Raw genomic sequence first — 20876 nt, forward strand, 5'->3', positions numbered from 1 at the left:
TCAGACGGCGATGTCGAGTTCGTTGCCGGGGATGGATGCCAGCAGCTTGCGCGTGTAGGGATCACGAGGGTTCGTGAAGATCTCCTCGGAGGTCGCGGCCTCCACGAGCTTGCCGTCCTTCATGACGCACACGTAGTCGCTGATGAGGCGGACGACGGCGAGATCGTGCGAGATGAAGAGGTAGCTCAGGCCGTACTCCCGCTGCAGGTCGCGCAGGAGGGTGAGCACCTGATCCTGCACGAGCACGTCGAGAGCCGACACCGGCTCGTCGCACACGATGAGCTCGGGCGAGAGCGCGAGGGCGCGCGCGATCGCGACGCGCTGGCGCTGGCCGCCCGAGAGTTCGGACGGATACCGGCTCATCATCGACGCGGGCAGGGCCACGTCATCCAGCAGCTTCTTGACGCGCGCCGTGCGCTCCTTCGACGAGCCGCGCTTGTAGAACGCGAGGGGCTCTTCGATGATGCGCTCGATCGTGAACATCGGGTTGAGCGACGAGTACGGGTCCTGGAAGATCGGCTGCACCTTCTGGCGGAAGTCCCGCAGCTCGCGGCCCTTGAGCGTCGCGACATCCTGGCCCTCGAACCGCATCGCGCCGCTCGTGGGCTCGATGACCTTGAGCAGCATGCGCGCCGTCGTCGTCTTGCCCGAGCCCGATTCGCCGACGATCGCGACCGTCTCGCCGCGGGGGATCGAGAGCGACACGTCGTCGACGGCGACGAAGTCCTCCTTCTTGCCGCGGATCTTGAACACCTTCGTCAAGTTCTCGATCTCGACGATGTTGTCGACGGGGGTGGATGCCTCGGCCGCGGCCTCGACCGGTGCCACCGGCGCCGCGGGCCGGGCGTGCGCTTCGGGCCGCAGTCGCACGGCGGCGACCGACGGCGCGGCCTTCACGAGCGCCTGCGTATACGGCTGCTGCGGGTCCTCGAGGATCTGGCGGGCGGGACCCTGCTCGACGATGCGGCCGCGGTTCATGACGACCACGCGCGAGGCGCGTTCGGCGGCGAGCCCCAGGTCGTGCGTGATGAGCATGACCGCTGTGCCGAGTTCGCCCGTCATGCGCTCGAGCTGATCGAGGATCGTCTTCTGCACCGTCACGTCGAGTGCGCTCGTGGGCTCGTCGGCGATCAGCAGCTTGGGGTTGCAGGCGAGACCGATCGCGATGAGCGCGCGCTGGCGCATGCCGCCCGAGAACTCGTGCGGGTACTGCTTCGCGCGCTCCTCGGCGTTCGGGAGCCCCGCCGCGGCGAGGGTCTCGATGACCTTGCGGTCGACGTCCTTGCGGGTCGCGAGACCGTGCGCGAGCAGGGTCTCGGCGATCTGCGTGCCGATCTTCGAGACGGGATTGAGGTTCGACATGGGGTCCTGCGGCACGAGCCCGATCGACCCGCCGCGGATGGTGCGCATGACGCTCTCGGGCGCGCCCACGAGGTCCTGACCCTCGAAGAGGATGCTGCCCCGCGTCACCCGTCCGTTGCCGGGCAGCAGACCGATCGTGGCCATCGCGGTGGTCGACTTGCCCGACCCCGACTCGCCCACGATCGCGAGCGTCTCGCCGGCCGCGAGGTCGAGATCGACGGCCTGCACGGCGTGCACGGGGCCCTCGAGCGTCTGGAACTCGACCGCGACATCCCGCACCTGCAGGAGGGGGGTGCCGGCGGCGAGGCGTTCGGTGGAGCGAGGCATCCCCCCATCCTGCCTCCCGACGTGCTCCGATGCACCCATGGCCGTGCAGCCTTTACCCAGTCGTAACGGCGGAGTGGTGTGCACAACGTCGGCAGGATCTCGCCGAGAGGGCCCGCAGAGGAGGTCACGAAAGGTCATCGCCTCGATCTGCCGTCGTTGTGCACGCCGCTACCGTGGACTCGTGACATCCATCGACCTCAATGCCGACCTCGGCGAGACGGTCGACGGCGTGCCCACGGCCGACGACGAGGCGATGTTCGCGGTGATCTCGAGCGCGAACATCGCGTGCGGCGCGCATGCGGGCGACGCCGAGTCGATGCGCGAGGCGGCAGATCGCGCGGAACGGTTCGGCGTCGCCGTCGGAGCGCATCCGTCGTTCCCCGACACGGCGAACTTCGGTCGCGTCGATGTGCGGATGCCTGCCGACGAGCTCACGGCGACGGTCGCGCAGCAGCTTGCGGCGCTGGATGCCGCAGGCGCGGTCATCCGGTACGTCAAGCCGCACGGAGCGCTCTACCACGCTGTATCGCGCCGCACGGAGGACGCACGAGCGGTGGCGTCGGCCGTCGCGATCGCGTCGGAGCGCCTAGGCCGGGCGCTGCCGATTCTCGGCATGGACGGCGCGATCGTCGATGCGGCGGCCGAGGCGGGCCTGCCGTTCGTGCGTGAGGCCTTCCTCGACCGCGGATACCTCGCGGACGGCACGCTGGTGCCGCGGTCCGCGCCGGGAGCGCTGCTCGACGATCCCGACGCGGTGGCTGCGCGCGCCGTGCTCCTCGTCGACGACGGCATCGTCGAGACCGTCGACGGCGAGCGGATCGCGATGGATGCCGCGTCCCTCTGCCTGCACGGCGACTCCCCGTCGGCCGTCGCGATGGCGCGCGCCGTACGGTCCGTGCTCGACGACGCGGGAGTGACGGTGCACGCGCCATGGTGATCCGCCCGATGGGGGAGCGCGCGTTCCTCGTCGAGGTCGGATCGCTGGATGCCGTGCTCGCGCTGCACGCGCGGCTCGAGGCATCCCGTCCCGAAGGGATCGTCGACCTCGTTCCCGCAGCCCGCACGGTGCTCGTGCGCGTCGACCCGCGCGTCCTGCCGCTCGCCGCGGCGCAGGCCTGGGCGCTGTCTGCGCCGGAGCAGGACGCCCGCCGCGAGCCCGGGCCGCTGGTCGAGGTCGACGTCGCCTACGACGGCCCCGACCTCTCAGACACCGCCGCTCTGCTCGGCGTCGGCGCCGACGAACTCGTCCGCCGGCATCAGGCCGCGGAGTGGACGGTCGCGTTCACGGGCTTCGCACCGGGGTTCGGCTATCTCGTGAGCCCCGACTGGCCCTACGACGTGCCGCGACTCGCGCAGCCGCGCACGCGGGTACCGGCCGGCGCCGTCGGTCTCGCGGCGGGATTCTCCGGCGCCTACCCGCGTGAGACTCCGGGCGGATGGCGGTTGATCGGGACGACGTCCGCGATGGTGTTCGATCCGGATGCCGCGGCTCCCGCACTCCTCGCCCCCGGCACGCGCGTGCGCTTCCGCGCGGGCTCGGAGGGTCTCGACTCGCGAAGACCGGCGCTGAGCCAGAGCGAGCGAGTCGACGTGCCGCTCGACGACCGAGGGAGCGGCTCAGTCCCGGCCGGTGAGACGGAACGCGGCATCCGGATCGTCGAGCCCGGCCTGCTCGCGACGCTGCAGGACCTCGGCCGTCCCGGGGCCGCGGCGCTCGGCGTCGCCGTCGCGGGCGCGTTCGACCGACGCGCGCTGCGCACCGCGAACCGCCTGCTCGGCAATCCCGAAGACGCAGCGGCGATCGAGGTCACGCTCGGCGGCCTGCGCGCGCTCGCCGCGGAGGACACGTGGTTCGCGGTCACGGGGGCATGGGGGCGGATCGTGCTCGACGGGCGAGTGGTCGACCCGTATGAGGCGCACCTGTGGCCGGCCGGTGCGGAGCTCCACCTCGACTGGTTCGCGCAGGGTGCGCGTGCGTACCTCGCGGTGCGCGGGGGGTTCACGGGGCGCACGGTGCTCGGGTCCCTCTCGACCGATCTGCTCGCGGGGATCGGACCGGCGGCGCTCTCCGCCGGCGCCACCGTGCCGATCGGAGGGCCGGCGATCGACCCCATCCCGGTCACCCCCGTCGCCCCGTGGGGCGCGCCGGCAGACGACCTCGAGCTCGATCTCGCCCCGGGCCCGCGGGCGGACTGGTTCGCGGCATCCGCCCTCTCGACGCTCTTCGAGAGCACGTGGACGGTCGGGGCGGCAGACCGCGTCGGGGTGCGGCTCGACGGTCCGGCGCTGGAGCGATCGAATGCGGGCGAGCTTCCGAGCGAGGGAATGGTCGCGGGAGCCATCCAGGTGCCGCCCGACGGGCGGCCCGTCATCCTGTGCGTGGACGGTCCGGTGACAGGTGGCTATCCCGTGATCGCGGTCGTGACGGATGCCGCGCTCGACCTGCTCGCGCAGGCACGGCCGGGAGCGCGCATCCGCTTCCGTCACGCACGCCCGTCGGGGTGACCGGGCGTCACGGTGCCCGCGACAGCAGGGGTGCGAGCCGCGCCGACGCGTCGAGCGCGAAGAGCGCCGCCTCGTGCGATCCCATGTCCCGTCCGCGGGCGAGCGCGGCTGCGGCGCGTTCGGCTGCGCCCGCTCCCGCGACGCCGATCGCCTCGTCGAGGTAGCGGTCGTGGAAGATGAACGCGGGGACGTCGAAGACGGCGACCCGGCGGCGGATCGCGTCGGCCGCGCCGACGAGGACTCCGGCGGACTCTAGGTCGCCGTTCGCCGAGGCGATCGCCGAGATGCCCTCGATGCCGTACGCGACGCCCTCGTCGTGACGCAGACGGAGGGACCCGTCGATCGCCCCCGCGAAGAGCGCGTTCGCTTCGGCCTGCTCGCCCACCGAGAGGAGCACACGTGCGAGGTGATGGGTCGCGATCGTCGCCGTGAACGCGTCGCCGCCCTCCTCGGACGCCGCCACCGCTCGCCGGAACCGCTCCGTCGCGGCTGCGGGTTCATCCCGCAGGAGATCGATCCGACCGAGCGCGACCTGACTGAGCGATTCGCCCCACCCCGCCCCGAGGCTGCTGAACCGGGTCGCGCCTTCGCGCAACCACGCCGTCGCCGTCGCGATGTCGGGGTCGGCGGTGACGATCTCGGCGAGTCCTGCAGTCGCCGTGAGCATCGCGACGCCGAGCGCGTCGTCCTCCTCGGTGAAGCCGCTCGCGGCGGCGAGCAGCCCCGCGGCCAGCTCATGCGACGGAGCGACCCACAGATCCCGCCACGAGACGTAGAAGACCGCGATCGCGCGTGATCGCGAGGACATCGTCGCGTCGGGACTCGCGAGCAGCTCCTCCATCCACAGCGCGACTTCGGCGAGGTATCCGCCGACCCACCAGTAGAGGAAGAGGCGCCACGCCATGTCGGCCGCCGTGTCCAGATCGCCCACGGACACGAGGTGGCGCACAGCGGCGCGCAGATTGCCGCGCTCGATGTTCAGTCGTGCGAGGGCGGCGACCCGGGGCGTGAACCCGCGGACGCCCTCGGCGCACGCGAGTGCCGCGAAGAGCGCCGCATGCGCGTCGCGGGCGTCGCGCTCCTGTCCTTCGGCCTGCAGCAGCTCGACACAGAACTCGCGCACCGTGACGAGCATCGAGAACACGATGTCGCCGTCGGACTCCGTCTGCCGCAGCAGCGAGGAATCGACGAGCCGCTCCACGACGTCGAGCGCATCCGCGTCCCATGCGCGACGCGCGCCGTAGTCCTCGATCGAGGCATAGGTGAAACCCGGTGCGAAGACGGCGAGGTCGCGCAGGGCGCGGCGTTCCGTTTCATCCAGGAGGCCGAAGGACCATTCGATGGTCGATCGCAGCGTGCGCTGACGTTCGGGCAGGTCGCGCGCGGCCGCGACGAGCAGCGGGAGCTGATGGTCGAGGCGGCGCAGGATCTCGCTCGTGCCGAGCACGCGCAGACGTGCCGCAGTCAGCTCGATCGAGAGGGGGATTCCTTCGAGGGAGCGGCAGATCGCGACCACGTCCGAGGCATTGGCGTCGGTCACCTCGAAGTCGGGCCGCACGGCGCGCGCACGCGTCACGAACAGCGTCACGGCAGCCGAGTCGAGCGCGCGACTGACGGAATCCGGGGATGCCGCATCCACGGTCGCGAGCGCGGGGACCTCGAAGACGCGCTCGCCCCGGATCCGGAGCATCGTCCGGGAGGTCACGAGGAAGGACGTCTCGGGCGCGATCGTGTAGAGCCGCACGACGACGTCGGCGGCGTCCACGAGCTGCTCGAAGTTGTCGAGGATCACGAGCATGCGTCGACCGGCGAGCGCGATGCGCAGGCGCTCGTCGAGAGGGAGCTCGCCGGTGTCGCGCACCCCGAGCGCGTAGCCGATCGTCGGCAGCAGGAGCGCGGGCTCGACCACGTTCTCGAGCGGCACGAAGACGGTGCCGTCCGGATAGAGGTCCTCGACCTCGCCCGCGACGGCGATGGCGAGCCGGCTCTTGCCGATGCCGCCGGGACCGAGCAGGGTCACCAGCCTCGTGCCCGGTTCGGCGAGCATGGCCCGGACCTCGGCGATCGCGTCCTCCCGCCCGATGATCGGCGTGAACGCCGCCGGCACCTGCACGGCGGGCGGTGGCGGGGCATCCCGAAGCGGAACCGTCACGGCGTCGAAGCGCTCCGCCATGAGCGTCGCGAGGTCGGCGAGGACGAGATCCTCGAGCTCCTCCGGCGTCGCGTAGGCCTTGTACGAGGCCGTGTCATCGAGTTGGATGCGGGCGATGAGCTCATCGAGGCGCGCCTCGCGATCGACCCCGCTCTTGAGGTACATGAGGCGGGGCATGTCGCGCGGAGCGAGCCGGTACTCGTCCTCGAGTCCCGAGATCTCCTCGTCGGGTGCGACCCAGCCGTAGCTCGCGGCGTAGATGCCCACGAAGACGTCGCTCTGCTCGAGGTACGCGCGATAGAGGTCCCGCGGCGGATGCGGCCGTGCGCCCAGCTCGAACATGACGGGTGCCATCCGCAGTCGCTCGATCGCCCGCCGCACGGCCACGCGCTCGTCGGCGAGCTCACGCAGCGTCGAGGAGACGAAGACGCGGATGCGCTGATCGGGCGTGCGGATGGCGCCTGCTGTCATCGCATCCCCCGCTCCATGCGCTTCATTCTGGGGTCGGGATGCCGCGCCCGTCCATCACGCGTCACCAGTGCGAGACCGCCTCGGCGACGCGTGCGAACTCGTCCCCCGGCAGCGCGAGCTTCACGGCGTCGGCCACCGTCAGGTCGGCACCGGCCCCCTCGCCTGCGGCGACGCCGGCGGCATCCCGTCCGCGGAGGATCTCGAGGTACGGCGTGTGCACCGTGAACGCCTCGGCGTCGAAGATCCCGATCCGACGTCGGATCACCCCCGCCGCCACGGCGAGCGCAGCTGCCCTCCACGCCTCGCCGCGCGCCGCCGCGACGGCGCAGATGCCCTCGAGCCCGTAGGCCACACCCTCGTCGTAGTGAAGCCCCACCGAGATCGTCAGGGTGTGCACGAACTCGATCTCGGCGACGTCGATGCGCCCGAGCTGGAAGTTGAGCCGCGAGCGCAGGTTGCCCGCGACCGAGCGGGTGAACAGGTCGCCTCCCTGCTCGGCGATCTCGGCGGCGCGGTCGAAGTGGGCGAGTGCGTCGGACGTCGACTCGCGCACCCACGCGAGCCGGCCGAGCGAGACTTCGGTGATGGCCTCCGCCCAGGCGTTCCCGGCGTCGCGCAGACGCCCGACCGCCTCGCGCAGTTCGGCATCCGCCTTCTCGGCATCGAAGTCCTGCAGCTGGATGCGGGCGGTCGCGCGAGCAGCGAGGGCCATCGCGGCCGAGTCGTCGTCGCCGGCTTCGGTGAACAGTCGCACGCACTCGCCGAGACCGGCCACGACCTGCTCGCTCGGGCGCTGCCACATCTCGCCCCACAGTGCGAGGAACCACGCCACCGCCCGAGTCCGCTGCGTGATGGGATGCGCGTGCTGCTTCTCGAGCAGCTCCAGCATCCACAGCCGCACCTCGGCGAAGAAGCCCGAGATCCACCAGTAGATGAGCAGGCTCCAGGCGAAGTCGCCGGCATCGTCCAGGCGGTTCGTGTACACGAGGTGGCGGACCGCGGCGCGCAGATTCGGCAGCTCCAGTCCCAGTTGCCGGACGGCGTCGGCCTGGCCCGTCCCGCCCAGGCCCGGGGCGAGGCGATGCACCAGTCCGCTGTAGTAGTCGGCGTGGGCCGCCCGCACGCGGTCCGCCTCGCCGCGCGCCTTGAGCCTGCCGATGGCGTACTCGCGGACGATCGCCAGCAGCGAGAACACCGACCGCCCGCCCATGTCGAACTGCTTGACGAGCGAGCCGTCCACGAGGGCCGACAGGGCGTCGAGCGCCTGGCCGTCCCAGGAGCGACCCGCTCCGAGAGCCTCGACGGCATCGAGGGTGAACCGCGTCGCGAAGACGCCGAGGTCCTCCAGCAGGTCGCGCTGCACCTCGGGGAGCAGCCCCACGCTCCAGTCGATCGTCGCGCGCATCGTGCGATGGCGTTCGGGCAGATCGCGCACCGCCGCCGACAGGAGGGGGAGGCTCTTGCCGAGCCGCTCGGCGATGCCCGATGGCGTCAGGATGCGCATCTTGGCGGCCGCGAGCTCGATCGCGAGCGGCAGACCCTCCAACCGCCGGCAGATGTCGGCGACGTCCTGGGCGTTGTCGGCCGTGACGTCGAAGCCCGGTCGGACAGCCTGAGCGCGGTCCACGAACAGCGCGACGGCGGCGGACCGGGTCGAGGCGTCGAGGCTCGCAGGGAACCCGCCGACCGGCATCGAAAGCGATGGCACGTCGAAGACGCGCTCGCCGCGGATGTGCAGGACGATCCTGCTGGTGACGAGGAAGACCGCGCTCGGAGCGACCGTGTACAGGCGCACGAGGACGGGCGCGGCATCCACGATCTGTTCGAAGTTGTCGAGAACGATCAGCACGCGGCGGGCGTCGAGTGCATGCGAGATGCGCTCCTCGAGCTCCGCTTCGCCGTTGTCGCGGATGCCGAGCGCGAACGAGATCGTGGGCAGCAGCAGGCCGGGCTCCAGCACGCCCTCGAGCGGCACGAAGTACGTGCCGTCGGGGAACAGGTCCTCCGTGGCGAGGGCCGTCTCGATGGCGAGCCGGCTCTTGCCGATCCCGCCGGGCCCGATGAGGCTGACGACCCGATCCGTCCCGGCCGTGAGCATGTCTCGCACCGTCGCGATGTCGTCCGCGCGGCCGATCGTCGTCGTGTACGGCACCGGGATGCGCGAGATCAGGGAGGGGACCGCGACATCCGGTTCCAGCTCGGAGATCACACGGGACTCATCGAACCGCTCGGCGAGGAGGGTCGCGAGGTCGCCGGCGACCTGCTCTTCGAGCTCCTGTTCGGATCGGAAGTGCAGGTACGCGGCGGTGTCGTCGGTCTGGATGCGCGCGATGAGAGCTCGGAGCCGGTCGTCGCGCTCGTCCGTGCTCTTGATGTAGATGAGCTTCGGCATCCGCGCGGGCGCCAGGCGGTATTCGTCCTCGAGGCCGGAGATCTCCTCGCCGGGGGCCACCCATCCGTAGCTTGCGCCGTAGATTCCCACGAACACGTCGCTCTGCTCGAGGTAGGCGCGGTAAAGATCGCGCGGCGGGTGCGGGCGAGCGCCGAGCTCGAACATGACAGGGGCCATCTGCAGGCGCTCCACGGCCGCGCGCGCCGCGCGTCGCTCGCCGGCGAGCTCGTGCAGGGTCGAGCTCACGAAGACCCGAATCCGCTGATCGGGGGTGCGGATGACGGGTCGGGTGTCCCCGGTCATGACCACATATTGGCCTCACGCGCCCCGAGTTTCCATGCTTTCGCGTGGAATCGTGCGGCGCGTCGCGCGGTTATACCGCAGCATCCCGAACCCGTCAAGAATCCCGCTTGCCATATGAGTGACGACGACGTATAGTTGGTAGTTGCGCTCTGGATCCCCCTGCCCTCATATGGTGGTCGGCTGTGCCTGCGTGCCCCCGCTCCTCGTCTCACGACGTCGAGCGTGTGAGGCGCCGGGTTTCGGGGAATGAACAGAGCACTCCACCCTGACGACAAGGAAACGAGCCCGGGCACGGGCCCACGGAGGTAATCCCCTTGGCTGCTGCGCGCAACGCATCCACCACCACCACCCCTAAGAGCGGCCGCGGGGCATCCCGCCTCTCGTTCGCCAAGATCACCGACAACCTCGAGGTCCCCGACCTCCTGGCTCTGCAGACCGAGTCGTTCGACTGGCTCGTCGGCAACGACGCGTGGAAGACGCGCGTCGCCGAGGCCGCCGCCGCCGGACGCACCGGCGTTCCCGAGATCAGCGGTCTCGAGGAGATCTTCGAGGAGATCTCGCCGATCGAGGACCTCAGCGAGACGATGCAGCTCTCGTTCACGAACCCCTACCTCGAGCCCGAGAAGTACTCGATCGACGAGTGCAAGGAGCGCGGCAAGACGTACGCGGCCCCGCTCTACGTCGAGGCCGAGTTCATGAACCACCAGACCGGTGAGATCAAGACCCAGACGGTCTTCATGGGCGACTTCCCGCTCCAGACCGACAAGGGCACGTTCATCATCAACGGCACCGAGCGCGTCGTGGTGTCGCAGCTCGTCCGCTCGCCCGGCGTCTACTTCGACAAGACCCCCGACAAGACGTCCGACAAGGACATCGTGTCGGCCCGCGTCATCCCGAGCCGCGGCGCATGGCTCGAGTTCGAGATCGACAAGCGCGACCAGGTCGGCGTGCGCATCGACCGCAAGCGCAAGCAGTCGGTCACCGTCTTCCTCAAGGCCCTCGGCCTCACGAGCGAAGACATCATGAACGAGTTCGCCGGCTTCGACTCCATCGAGGAGACCCTGTCGAAGGACACCATCGTCACGAAGGAAGACGCGCTCCGCGACATCTACCGCAAGCTGCGTCCGGGCGAGCAGGTCGCCGCCGAGGCCGCGCGTGCGCTCCTGGACAACTTCTACTTCAACCCGAAGCGCTACGACCTCGCCAAGGTCGGCCGGTACAAGATCAACCAGAAGCTCGGTCTCGACCAGCCGCTGTCGGACTCGGTGCTCACCGTCGACGACATCGTCGCGACGATCAAGTACCTCGTGCGCCTGCACCGCGGCGACGTCGTGTTCGACGGCATCCGCGGCGGACAGCCCGCCGAGATCCGCCTCGACACCGACGACATCGACAACTTCGGCAACCGTCGCATCCGCGCCGTGGGCGAGCTCATCCAGAACCAGGTCCGCACGGGTCTGTCGCGCATGGAGCGTGTCGTCCGCGAGCGCATGACGACGCAGGACATCGAGGCGATCACGCCGCAGACCCTGATCAACGTGCGTCCCGTCGTGGCCGCGATCAAGGAGTTCTTCGGAACCTCGCAGCTGTCGCAGTTCATGGACCAGAACAACCCGCTCGCGGGTCTGACCCACAAGCGCCGCCTGTCGGCCCTCGGCCCCGGTGGTCTGTCGCGTGAGCGCGCGGGCGTCGAGGTCCGTGACGTCCACCCGTCGCACTACGGCCGCATGTGCCCCATCGAGACCCCGGAAGGCCCGAACATCGGCCTCATCGGCTCGCTCGCGTCGTTCGCGCGCATCAACGCGTTCGGCTTCATCGAGACGCCGTACCGTCGTGTCGTCGACGGCAAGGTCACCGACGAGATCGACTACCTCACGGCATCCGAAGAGAGCGACTACATCGTCGCCCAGGCAGGTGTCGAGCTGAAGGCCGACGGCTCGTTCGCGAACGACCGCGTTCTGGCCCGCCGTGGCCAGGGTGGCGAGGTCGACCTCTTCCACGCCGACGAGATCGGCTACATGGATGTCTCGCCCCGCCAGATGGTGTCGGTCGCGACGTCGCTCATCCCCTTCCTCGAGCACGACGACGCCAACCGCGCCCTCATGGGTGCGAACATGCAGCGTCAGGCCGTCCCGCTCCTGCGCTCGGAATCGCCCGTCGTCGGAACCGGTATGGAGGGCTACGCGGCCATCGACGCCGGTGACGTGCTCACCGCCGAGAAGGCCGGCGTCGTGCTGGAGGTCTCGGCCGACGTCGTGACCATCCAGCTCGACGAGGGTGGCACGCAGGACTACTTCCTGCGCAAGTTCGACCGCTCGAACCAGGGCACGTCGTACAACCAGCGCGTCATCGTCTCGGCGGGCGACCGCATCGAGAAGGGCGAGGTCATCGCCGACGGACCCGCGACGGAGAACGGCGAGCTCGCGCTCGGCAAGAACCTCCTCGTGGCGTTCATGACGTGGGAGGGCCACAACTTCGAGGACGCCATCATCCTCAGCCAGGACCTGGTGAAGGACGACACCCTCTCCTCGATCCACATCGAAGAGTACGAGGTGGATGCCCGCGACACGAAGCTCGGCAAGGAGGAGATCACCCGTGACCTCCCCAACGTGAGCCCCGATCTGCTGAAGGACCTCGACGAGCGCGGCATCATCCGCATCGGCGCCGAGGTGCGTCCGGGTGACATCCTCGTCGGCAAGGTCACTCCCAAGGGCGAGACCGAGCTCTCGGCCGAGGAGCGCCTGCTCCGCGCGATCTTCAACGAGAAGAGCCGCGAAGTCCGTGACACGTCGCTCAAGGTGCCGCACGGCGAGCAGGGCACGATCATCGCGGTCAAGGAGTTCAATGCCGAGGACGGCGACGACGAACTCGGCTCGGGCGTCAACCGTCGCGTCGTGGTCTACATCGCCCAGAAGCGCAAGATCACCGAGGGTGACAAGCTCGCCGGCCGCCACGGCAACAAGGGCGTCATCGCGAAGATCCTCCCCGTCGAGGACATGCCGTTCCTCGCAGACGGTACGCCGGTCCAGGTCATCCTGAACCCGCTCGGCATCCCCGGTCGCATGAACTTCGGCCAGGTCCTCGAACTCCACCTCGGCTGGATCTCCCAGCAGGGCTGGAAGGTCGAGGGCAACCCGAAGTGGGCGGCGAGCCTTCCCGACGCAGCTCGTGAGGCCGCGGCCGGCACCAAGGTCGCGACCCCGGTGTTCGACGGCGCGTTCGAGGACGAGATCGCGGGTCTGCTCGACTCGACGCTCCCGACCCGCGACGGCGAGCGCCTCATCGACTCGACGGGCAAGACCCAGCTGTTCGATGGTCGCTCCGGCGAGCCGTTCCCGGCGCCCATCTCGGTCGGCTACATGTACATCCTGAAGCTGCACCACCTCGTCGACGACAAGATCCACGCGCGCTCGACGGGCCCCTACTCGATGATCACGCAGCAGCCCCTGGGCGGTAAGGCCCAGTTCGGCGGCCAGCGGTTCGGCGAGATGGAGGTGTGGGCCCTCGAGGCCTACGGTGCCGCGTACGCGCTGCAGGAGCTCCTCACGATCAAGTCCGACGACATCCTCGGCCGAGTCAAGGTGTACGAGGCGATCGTCAAGGGCGAGAACATCCAGGAGCCCGGCATCCCCGAGTCCTTCAAGGTGCTCATGAAGGAGATGCAGTCGCTCTGCCTGAACGTCGAGGTGCTCTCGGCCGACGGCACGGCGGTCAACCTCCGCGACACCGACGACGACGCCTTCCGCGCAGCGGAAGAGCTCGGCATCAACATCTCCAGCCGCTTCGAGTCCTCGTCGATCGACGAGATCTGACCCGGTCGATTTCTTACACAGGAGAACTGAACTAGTGCTCGAATCAACAACTTTCGACCAGCTCCGCATCGGCCTGGCCACCGCCGACGACATCCGTCGTTGGTCGTACGGCGAGGTCAAGAAGCCCGAGACGATCAACTACCGCACGCTCAAGCCCGAGAAGGACGGTCTCTTCGGAGAGCAGATCTTCGGGCCGAGCCGTGACTGGGAGTGCGCCTGCGGCAAGTACAAGCGCGTGCGCTTCAAGGGCATCGTCTGCGAGCGCTGCGGCGTCGAGGTCACCAAGTCCTCGGTCCGTCGCGAGCGCATGGGCCACATCGAGCTCGCCGCGCCCGTCACGCACATCTGGTACTTCAAGGGTGTCCCCTCGCGCCTGGGCTACCTGCTCGACATGGCGCCGAAGGACCTCGAGAAGGTCATCTACTTCGCCGCCTACATGGTGATCTCCGTCGACGAGGAGGCCCGCCAGCGCGACCTCCCCACGCAGGAGAACAACATCCGCCTCGAGATCAAGACGCTCGGCGACCGCCGTGACGCCAAGGTCGCAGCCCGCCTCCAGAAGCTGGAGGAGGAGCTCGCCGCTCTCGAAGAGGAAGGCGCCAAGGCCGACCAGAAGAAGAAGGTCAAGGACGCCGCCGAGAAGGAGATGGCGCTCATCCGCAAGGGTGCAGACGACCAGATCATCCGTCTCGAGAAGGTGTGGGAGGACTTCCGCACGCTCGAGGTCGGCCAGCTCAAGGGCGAAGACGAGATCTTCCACGAGCTGCAGGACCGCTTCGGGCAGTACTTCGAGGCCCACATGGGCGCGGAATCGATCAAGCGTCGCCTCGAGGCGTTCGACCTGGCCGCCGAGGCCGAGAACCTGCACCTGCAGATCGCCGAGGGCAAGGGCCAGCGCAAGATCCGTGCGATCAAGCGTCTGAAGGTCGTCAACTCGTTCCTGCAGACGGGCATGAGCCCGGCATCCATGGTCCTCGACGTCGTCCCGGTGATCCCGCCCGAGCTGCGGCCCATGGTGCAGCTCGACGGTGGTCGCTTCGCGACCTCCGACCTCAACGACCTCTACCGTCGTGTGATCAACCGCAACAACCGCCTCCGTCGCCTGATCGACCTCGGTGCCCCCGAGATCATCGTCAACAACGAGAAGCGCATGCTGCAGGAGGCCGTCGACGCGCTGTTCGACAACGGCCGCCGTGGTCGCCCCGTGACGGGTACGGGCAACCGTGCGCTCAAGTCGTTGTCCGACATGCTCAAGGGCAAGCAGGGCCGGTTCCGCCAGAACCTGCTCGGCAAGCGCGTGGACTACTCGGGTCGTTCGGTCATCATCGTCGGACCCCAGCTCAAGCTCCACCAGTGCGGTCTGCCCAAGCAGATGGCCCTCGAGCTGTTCAAGCCGTTCGTCATCAAGCGCCTGATCGACCTCGGTCACTCGCAGAACATCAAGGCGGCCAAGCGCGCCGTCGAGCGCACGCGTCCCGAGGTCTGGGACGTGCTCGAGGAGATCATCCGCGAGCGTCCCGTGCTGCTCAACCGTGCGCCCACGCTGCACCGCCTCGGCATCCAGGCGTTCGAGCCGCAGCTCGTCGAGGGCAAGGCCATCCAGCTCCACCCGCTCGTCTGCGCGGCGTTCAACGCCGACTTCGACGGTGACCAGATGGCCGTGCACCTTCCGCTGTCCGTCGAGGCTCAGGCCGAGGCGCGCATCCTGATGCTCGCGTCGAACAACATCCTGAAGCCGTCCGACGGTCGCCCGGTGACCCTGCCCTCGCAGGACATGATCATCGGCCTCCACCACCTGACCACGGTCAAGGAGGGCGCCCTCGGCGAGGGTCGCGCGTTCGGCTCCGTCGGCGAGGCCATCCTCGCCAAGGACGAGGGGACGCTCGACCTGCAGGCGAAGGTCCGCATCAAGGTCCCCGGACTCACGTTCCTCGAGGGCGAAGCGCCCGAGGGCTACGAGCGCCACGGACTGGTGGATGCCTCGCTCGGCCAGGCGATCTTCAACGACACCCTGCCCAAGGGCTACCCGTTCGTGCGCGAACAGGCCGACAAGGGCAAGCTGTCGCAGATCGTCAACAAGCTCGCCGAGGAGTATCCCAAGGTCGAGGTCGCAGCATCGCTCGACCGGATCAAGGACGCCGGCTTCTACTGGGCCACCCGCTCGGGTGTCACGGTGGCGCTGTCGGACATCCTCACGCCCCCCAACAAGGGCGAGATCGTCGCGGGCTACGAGAAGCGGGCCGCCAAGGTGCAGTCGCAGTTCGAGAAGGGTCTCACGACCGACGCCGAGCGTCGCCAGGAGCTCATCAAGATCTGGACCGAGGCGACCGACGCCGTCCAGAAGGCGATGCGCGACAACTTCCCGGCCGACAACACCATCAACCGCATGGTCTCGTCGGGTGCTCGTGGTAACTGGCTGCAGATCCGCAACATCGCGGGTATGCGAGGCCTGGTGAACAACCCCAAGGGTGAGATCATCCCGCGTCCGATCATCTCGTCGTACCGCGAGGGTCTGTCGGTGGCGGAGTACTTCATCGCGACGCACGGTGCCCGCAAGGGTCTGGCCGACACGGCCCTCCGTACGGCCGACTCGGGTTACCTCACGCGTCGTCTCGTGGACGTCTCGCAGGACGTCATCATCCGCGAGGACGACTGCGGCACGACCAAGGGTCTCGAGTTCGTCATCGCGGCGCCGGACTCGACGGGCACGCTCGTCAAGGACGCCAACGTCGAGAACTCGGTGTTCGCCCGTACGCTCGCCGAGCAGGTCGTCTCGCCCTCGGGCGAGGTGCTGGCAGACGCCGGCGACGACGTGGGCGACGTGCTGATCGACAAGCTGGTGGATGCCGGGGTCGAGACCATCAAGGTCCGCTCGGTGCTCACCTGCGACTCGGCCGTCGGCGTCTGCGCGCAGTGCTACGGCCGCTCGCTCGCGACCGGCAAGATCGTCGACATCGGCGAGGCCGTCGGCATCATCGCGGCCCAGTCGATCGGTGAGCCCGGCACGCAGCTGACGATGCGCACCTTCCACACGGGTGGTTCGGCCTCGGCCGACGACATCACGCAGGGTCTGCCCCGCGTGCAGGAGCTCTTCGAGGCGCGTACCCCCAAGGGTGCGTCGCCGATCGCGGAGTCCGCCGGTCGCATCACGATCGACGAGACCGACCGTGCGAAGAAGATCATCCTCACGCCCGACAACGGCGACGAGCCGCACGTCTACCCCGTGCTCAAGCGCGCGACGCTCCTGGTCGAGGACGGCCAGCACGTCACGGTCGGCCAGCAGCTGCAGGTCGGCACGCTCGACCCCAAGGAGGTCATGCGCGTCATGGGTGCCCGCGAGGTGCAGAAGTACCTCGTGAACGGCGTGCAGGGCGTCTACCGCTCGCAGGGTGTGCCGATCCACGACAAGCACATCGAGGTCATCGTGCGCCAGATGCTGCGCAAGGTGACGGTCGTCGACCACGCCGACACGACACTGCTCCCGGGTGAGCTGGTGGACTTCAAGCGCTACCAGAACATCAACCGCGAGACCGTGGCCGAGGGCAAGCGCCCCGCGTCGGGTCGTCCCGAGCTGATGGGTATCACGAAGGCGTCGCTCGCGACGGAGTCGTGGCTGTCGGCCGCGTCGTTCCAGGAGACCACCCGCGTCCTCACGCAGGCGGCCATGGAGGGCAAGAGCGACCCGCTCGTCGGCCTCAAGGAGAACGTCATCATCGGAAAGCTCATCCCCGCCGGAACGGGACTCTCGAAGTATCGGGGCGTCGCGGTCGAGGCGACGGAAGAGGCCAAGAGCGAGCGGTACCCCAACCGCATCTTCGCCTCGGACGGTGCGTTCTCGGACGCCGACCTGAGCTACGTCGACTTCGACAGCTTCTCGACGGACGGCGACTTCACGTCGTACAACTGATCCACCACGCAGTACCGAAGGCCTCCGGTTCACGCCGGGGGCCTTCGGCGTTCCCCGCGCGCCGAGACCGTCCTGCGGCCTCGGCGAACCTACCGTTGAGGGGGAGGGGAAATGGCACGTATTCCGGGGCGCAATTCGTGGATCGCCGTGCCCGCAGGACTCATCTGCGCCGGCGTGGTCGGTGCGCTCCTGTGGTTCTCGCTGCCGATGATGCCGGTCGCCGCGGCGTGGGTCGGGCAGACGGCCCATCGTGCCCTCACCGAGCCGCTCGTGACGATGGGGGAGCCGGCCCACGGGGTCGCGGATCTCGAGGCCGTGCGCGACTGCCGTGACCTGTACCCGGAGAACGTGTGGGCCGAGTTGCAGTGGCGCGGCGAGGGGCTGCTGGCCCAGACGACGGATCCGCCCTCCACAGCCGCGACCACGGTCGTCGAGGCGCTCGCTCCGACCGTGCGCCTCACGTGCGCGTGGTCCTATCCCGACGGCGGCTCGCTCGTCTCGACACTGGCGGACGTCGACGTGGATGCCGCGGCCGTCGCCCAGGCGGGGTTCGAGGGTGCGGGGTTCACGTGCACGTCGGACTCCGGCATCCTGCGCTGCACCCTCGCTCGCGACGGCGGCCTCGAGGAGCACGTCCTGCGCGAAGGGCTGTGGCTCTACGTGTTCACGAAGGGCTGGTCGCCCGGCGACTTCGCATCGCGGATGTCGGGATTCGTGCTCGGCTGATCAGCTCAGCCGTGGTCAGCCGAAGAGCGACGTCACGATCGCGTTCGTGTACCCCGACGGGGCGAGGTTCGAGAACCGCGTGTCGATGAGCACGTCATCGCGCCAGAACAGGGTGCGTCCGTCGGTGACGGGATAGGTCTCGTTCGTCCAGGTCTTCTCGCAGCGCGTGCCGCCGTCGGGTGTGTAGCACGTGAAGCCCTCGTCGTCGGCCAGACCGTTCAGCAGATCCAGTGCCGGGCCACGCGAGATCTTGGTGATGGTCGTGGTGAGGTTGGTCGTGTCGGCGCCGGGGTCGCCCCACACGCAGATGAGCGAGCCGTCCGGCTGGACGCCGGTCGAGCCGAATGCGGGGTCGTTGAGCGGAGTCTCGCCGAGCTCGGCGAGCACCGGGGCGGTGAGGATCGCGCGGCAGTCGGTCGGCATCGCGATGGTCTTCGCGGTGCTCGACGGGGAGGGAGTCGGCGACGCATCCGTCGATCCGCTCGGTGACGGCTCGGCGCCTGTGGACGCGGATGCTTCGGGTGCCGCGGACGGCGACGGCTCGGGCACGCAGCCCGCCAGGGCGAGGATCGACGCGAGTGCCGCGACGACGACGAACCGGCGGACGAGCGACGAGGGCATGGGCACACCCTAGCGGTCGAGACGAGGCGCGCTCCGCCGGCGCGGCGAACCACGGCACGCCTACGCGGCGTGCGCGCGTCGGGGCGTTACTCTCGCTCTGCAGGGATCAGCCCTGCGTGAGGAGTCCGTCCGATGAGCAACCCCACTTCGTCCCACGGCGAACCCGTCGAGGAGCCGGTCGTCGCCGACGACGACATCGTCGTGCGCGCGCAGGAGGGACTCGCGGACGCCGAGGCCGCACGCGTAGAGGATGCCGTTGTCGTCGAAGAGCCCGTCGCGGTGGAAGAGACCGCGGTCGCAGCGGAACCCGACCCGTGGGACAGCCCCGAAGCGGCCACACTGGCGTACGAGCCGGCCGCCGAGGCCGAGACGACGGTGTACGAGCCGGTCGTCACGCCCAGCGAGCCGGTCGTCGAAGCGCCCGTCGTCGCGCCGGCGCCCATCCTTCCCGGTCCGTCGCCGATCTTCGTGCAGGCGCCGGAGGCCCCGCGGCCGCGCGGCAACCGCGCCGCCGCCGGCGCGATCGGGCTGCTCGCGGCCGTCAGCTTCGCGGTCCTGTACCTCGGCGCGGCGCTCGGTTTCGGCGCGCTGCAGGGCGTCGTCACCGCGGAGAACGTCGGCAGCGCGGCCCTCACGGCACTCGGCACGTGGGGCCTGTGGGTTCCGACGGTCGTCTTCTTCATCGCCTTCTGGCTGCTCGGTGCCATCATCAACCGCGGTCGGTGGGGTGTCTGGGTCGTCACGGGTCTGCTCGTGGGCGTCGCCGCGTATGGCGGCCACATCCTCGGTCAGCTCTTCGAGGCTCCGTTCTGGGAGCTCACCGCGTCCGAGGGCCAGACCCTCGTCGAGGGCCAGCTCCTCGCGCCGCTCGCGATCGCGGCCTTCGTCTTCGGGCGTGAGCTCACGATCTGGTTCGGCGCGTGGGCGGCGGCTCGCGGCAAGCGGGTGACCGAGCTCAACATCGAGGCGCAGCGCGAATACGAGCGCACGCTCGAGGCAGGCCCGCAGCTCGTCCGAGCCTGATGTCCTCCGCGGGCGACGACCGCGCGCCGCGCGTGCGTCCTCCGGTGGCGGTGGCGTTGGCGACGGTCGTGTTCGCGACGCTCGTGATCTTCGGATTCGGGATGCTGTCGCTCGCGCTCGACGAGGACGTCATCGCGATGCCGGGCTTGGGTCAGGTCCCCGGCATCCTGTCGCTCTCCATCGCGGCGGTGTCGTTCGCGGTGCTTCTCGCGATCGCCCTCCGGCAGTCCGCGCCGTCGTTCTGGGCCGTCGCGTGGATCACTCCGGCGGTGTTCCTGGTGTATCTCGCGACCCTGTGGATCGGTGCTGTCGGTGTCGGGGCGGGTATCGCGGCGGCCGCGGCGATCGCCGGACGCGTCGCGACGACGTGGTTCGGAGCGGTCCCCGCGGGGGCGGCGGCGGTCGCCGCCTGGGGCGGGATGGCGCTCGTGCGCACACGCGCCGACCGGCCCAGGTGGCCGTGGGAGCACGACGACGATGAATGAAACCCCGCACAACCCCGGAATTCCGGGCGGGAACGGCTACCGTGGGACCGTGGAGCGTTCCCTCGAGACGCAGGTGAGCCAGGCGGTCGACGCCTGGCTCGCGTGGCTGCCCCGCTGGGAGCCCGCGACGCACCGCGGCCGTGTCGCCCCCTGCCGTCGCTGCCTCGGCTCGCCCGTGCTCTCGGCGGCCGGGCTCGGCGCGGACGTGCCGCACGGCGTCCAGCACGGCCTCTCGACGCGCATCAAGACGATCGTGGACCACTCGGTCGCCGACTACACGGCCCTGAATCTGCCGATGCTGCAGGCCGAGCTGGACCACCAAGCCGCCCGAAACCGCGCCCGCAGCTACCGCCCCGCCGAGGGCCTGGATCCCGAGTTCGAGGGCTTGCCACTGGACCCCGAGCCGATCCCGGGGGCGCCGTTCCTCTTCACCGTCGCGGGCCTCGCGCAGGAGGCCGACGCGGATGTGCCCGCGCTTCCGCCGCTGACCGAGGAAGCCAAAGCGGCGCTGCGGCAGGAAGTCGGTCTCGCCGACGACTACGCCAACATGGTCGGTCGTGAGGTGTGCACGGTACTCCTGCATCACCGACTGCGGATCCAGTCCGCCGTCGGCGAGTACGTCGAACCGCAGATCGAGGCGATGCTGGAAGAGCTCTCGCGGTCCCTCGACGTGCCGTTCGACCCGTCGGATCCCGCATCCTGACGCGGATCCCGGCACAGTTCTCCACAGTCTCCGCTCAGCCAGATGAGGCACCCTTTGTTAGCATGGGCGCACTCGGGCGTGCCATGT

Annotated in this window: 12 protein-coding genes; 8 read left to right on the forward strand and 4 right to left on the reverse strand. The window is 69.4% G+C overall.

Annotated features, from left to right (window positions below; all coding sequences use genetic code 11):
• Window positions 1-1689 carry an ABC transporter ATP-binding protein gene (locus MA876_RS10220; RefSeq protein WP_248148433.1) on the reverse strand — a complete coding sequence of 563 codons (1689 nt, stop codon included), beginning with the start codon at window positions 1687-1689 and terminating at the stop codon, window positions 1-3.
• A 181-nt stretch (window positions 1690-1870) separates the two neighbouring features.
• Here MA876_RS10220 and pxpA point away from each other — a divergent pair, with 181 nt between their 5' ends.
• Both pxpA and MA876_RS10230 read left to right on the forward strand, forming a co-directional pair.
• Complete coding sequence (pxpA, locus tag MA876_RS10225) at window positions 1871-2626, forward strand: 5-oxoprolinase subunit PxpA (RefSeq protein ID WP_248148436.1); 756 nt, start codon at window positions 1871-1873, stop codon at window positions 2624-2626.
• Window positions 2620-4194 (forward strand): 5-oxoprolinase subunit B/C family protein, encoded by a 1575-nt coding sequence (locus MA876_RS10230; RefSeq protein ID WP_248148439.1) that lies wholly within the window; start codon window positions 2620-2622, stop codon window positions 4192-4194. The genes pxpA and MA876_RS10230 overlap by 7 nt, the downstream gene beginning before the upstream one ends.
• Before the next feature lie 7 nt (window positions 4195-4201).
• On the opposite strand, the gene MA876_RS10235 is transcribed toward MA876_RS10230, so the two are convergent.
• Both MA876_RS10235 and MA876_RS10240 read right to left on the reverse strand, forming a co-directional pair.
• Entirely contained in the window at window positions 4202-6817 is a 2616-nt protein-coding gene (locus MA876_RS10235; protein WP_248148442.1) for an ATP-binding protein, read from the reverse strand.
• A gap of 61 nt (window positions 6818-6878) precedes the next feature.
• Window positions 6879-9512, reverse strand: coding sequence for a DUF4062 domain-containing protein (locus MA876_RS10240; RefSeq protein ID WP_248148445.1), 2634 nt, complete (start codon window positions 9510-9512; stop codon window positions 6879-6881).
• A gap of 314 nt (window positions 9513-9826) precedes the next feature.
• Here MA876_RS10240 and rpoB point away from each other — a divergent pair, with 314 nt between their 5' ends.
• From rpoB to MA876_RS10255, 3 genes are all read left to right on the forward strand, one after another.
• Complete coding sequence (rpoB, locus tag MA876_RS10245) at window positions 9827-13324, forward strand: DNA-directed RNA polymerase subunit beta (protein WP_248148448.1); 3498 nt, start codon at window positions 9827-9829, stop codon at window positions 13322-13324.
• Window positions 13325-13358: 34 nt separating this feature from the next.
• The gene (gene rpoC / locus MA876_RS10250) at window positions 13359-17231 is read left to right on the forward strand and encodes a DNA-directed RNA polymerase subunit beta' (protein ID WP_248148451.1); all 3873 of its coding nucleotides are present in this window, start codon (window positions 13359-13361) and stop codon (window positions 17229-17231) included.
• Window positions 17232-17342: 111 nt separating this feature from the next.
• Window positions 17343-17957: a hypothetical protein gene (locus MA876_RS10255; RefSeq protein WP_248148454.1), complete on the forward strand. Its 615-nt coding sequence runs from the start codon at window positions 17343-17345 to the stop codon at window positions 17955-17957.
• Between the two features lie 15 nt (window positions 17958-17972).
• On the opposite strand, the gene MA876_RS10260 is transcribed toward MA876_RS10255, so the two are convergent.
• The gene (locus MA876_RS10260) at window positions 17973-18578 is read right to left on the reverse strand and encodes a hypothetical protein (protein WP_248148457.1); all 606 of its coding nucleotides are present in this window, start codon (window positions 18576-18578) and stop codon (window positions 17973-17975) included.
• Between the two features lie 132 nt (window positions 18579-18710).
• Here MA876_RS10260 and MA876_RS10265 point away from each other — a divergent pair, with 132 nt between their 5' ends.
• Genes MA876_RS10265 through MA876_RS10275 form a run of 3 tightly spaced genes read left to right on the forward strand, consistent with a single transcriptional unit; the run spans window position 18711 to window position 20789 of the window.
• Entirely contained in the window at window positions 18711-19601 is an 891-nt protein-coding gene (locus MA876_RS10265) for an ABC transporter (RefSeq protein ID WP_248148460.1), read from the forward strand.
• A complete protein-coding gene (locus MA876_RS10270; protein WP_248148464.1) occupies window positions 19601-20086 on the forward strand; it encodes a DUF6121 family protein in 486 nt (161 codons plus the stop codon). The genes MA876_RS10265 and MA876_RS10270 overlap by 1 nt, the downstream gene beginning before the upstream one ends.
• Before the next feature lie 49 nt (window positions 20087-20135).
• On the forward strand, window positions 20136-20789 hold the full coding sequence (locus MA876_RS10275) for a spermidine/putrescine ABC transporter substrate-binding protein (RefSeq protein WP_248148467.1): 654 nt from the start codon (window positions 20136-20138) through the stop codon (window positions 20787-20789).
• The last annotated feature ends 87 nt before the right edge of the window (window positions 20790-20876 follow it).

It is taken from the genome of Microbacterium aoyamense (assembly GCF_023155855.1).
GTDB classification, from domain to species: Bacteria; Actinomycetota; Actinomycetes; order Actinomycetales; family Microbacteriaceae; genus Microbacterium; species Microbacterium aoyamense.

Coding starts and splice junctions, on each gene's coding strand:
- MA876_RS10220 (WP_248148433.1), bottom strand. CDS start 1,689: ATGCCTCGCTCCACCGAACGCCTCGCCGCCGGCACCCCCCTCCTGCAG.
- MA876_RS10230 (WP_248148439.1), top strand. CDS start 2,620: ATGGTGATCCGCCCGATGGGGGAGCGCGCGTTCCTCGTCGAGGTCGGA.
- MA876_RS10235 (WP_248148442.1), bottom strand. CDS start 6,817: ATGACAGCAGGCGCCATCCGCACGCCCGATCAGCGCATCCGCGTCTTC.
- MA876_RS10240 (WP_248148445.1), bottom strand. CDS start 9,512: ATGACCGGGGACACCCGACCCGTCATCCGCACCCCCGATCAGCGGATT.
- MA876_RS10255 (WP_248148454.1), top strand. CDS start 17,343: ATGGCACGTATTCCGGGGCGCAATTCGTGGATCGCCGTGCCCGCAGGA.
- MA876_RS10260 (WP_248148457.1), bottom strand. CDS start 18,578: ATGCCCTCGTCGCTCGTCCGCCGGTTCGTCGTCGTCGCGGCACTCGCG.
- MA876_RS10265 (WP_248148460.1), top strand. CDS start 18,711: ATGAGCAACCCCACTTCGTCCCACGGCGAACCCGTCGAGGAGCCGGTC.
- MA876_RS10270 (WP_248148464.1), top strand. CDS start 19,601: ATGTCCTCCGCGGGCGACGACCGCGCGCCGCGCGTGCGTCCTCCGGTG.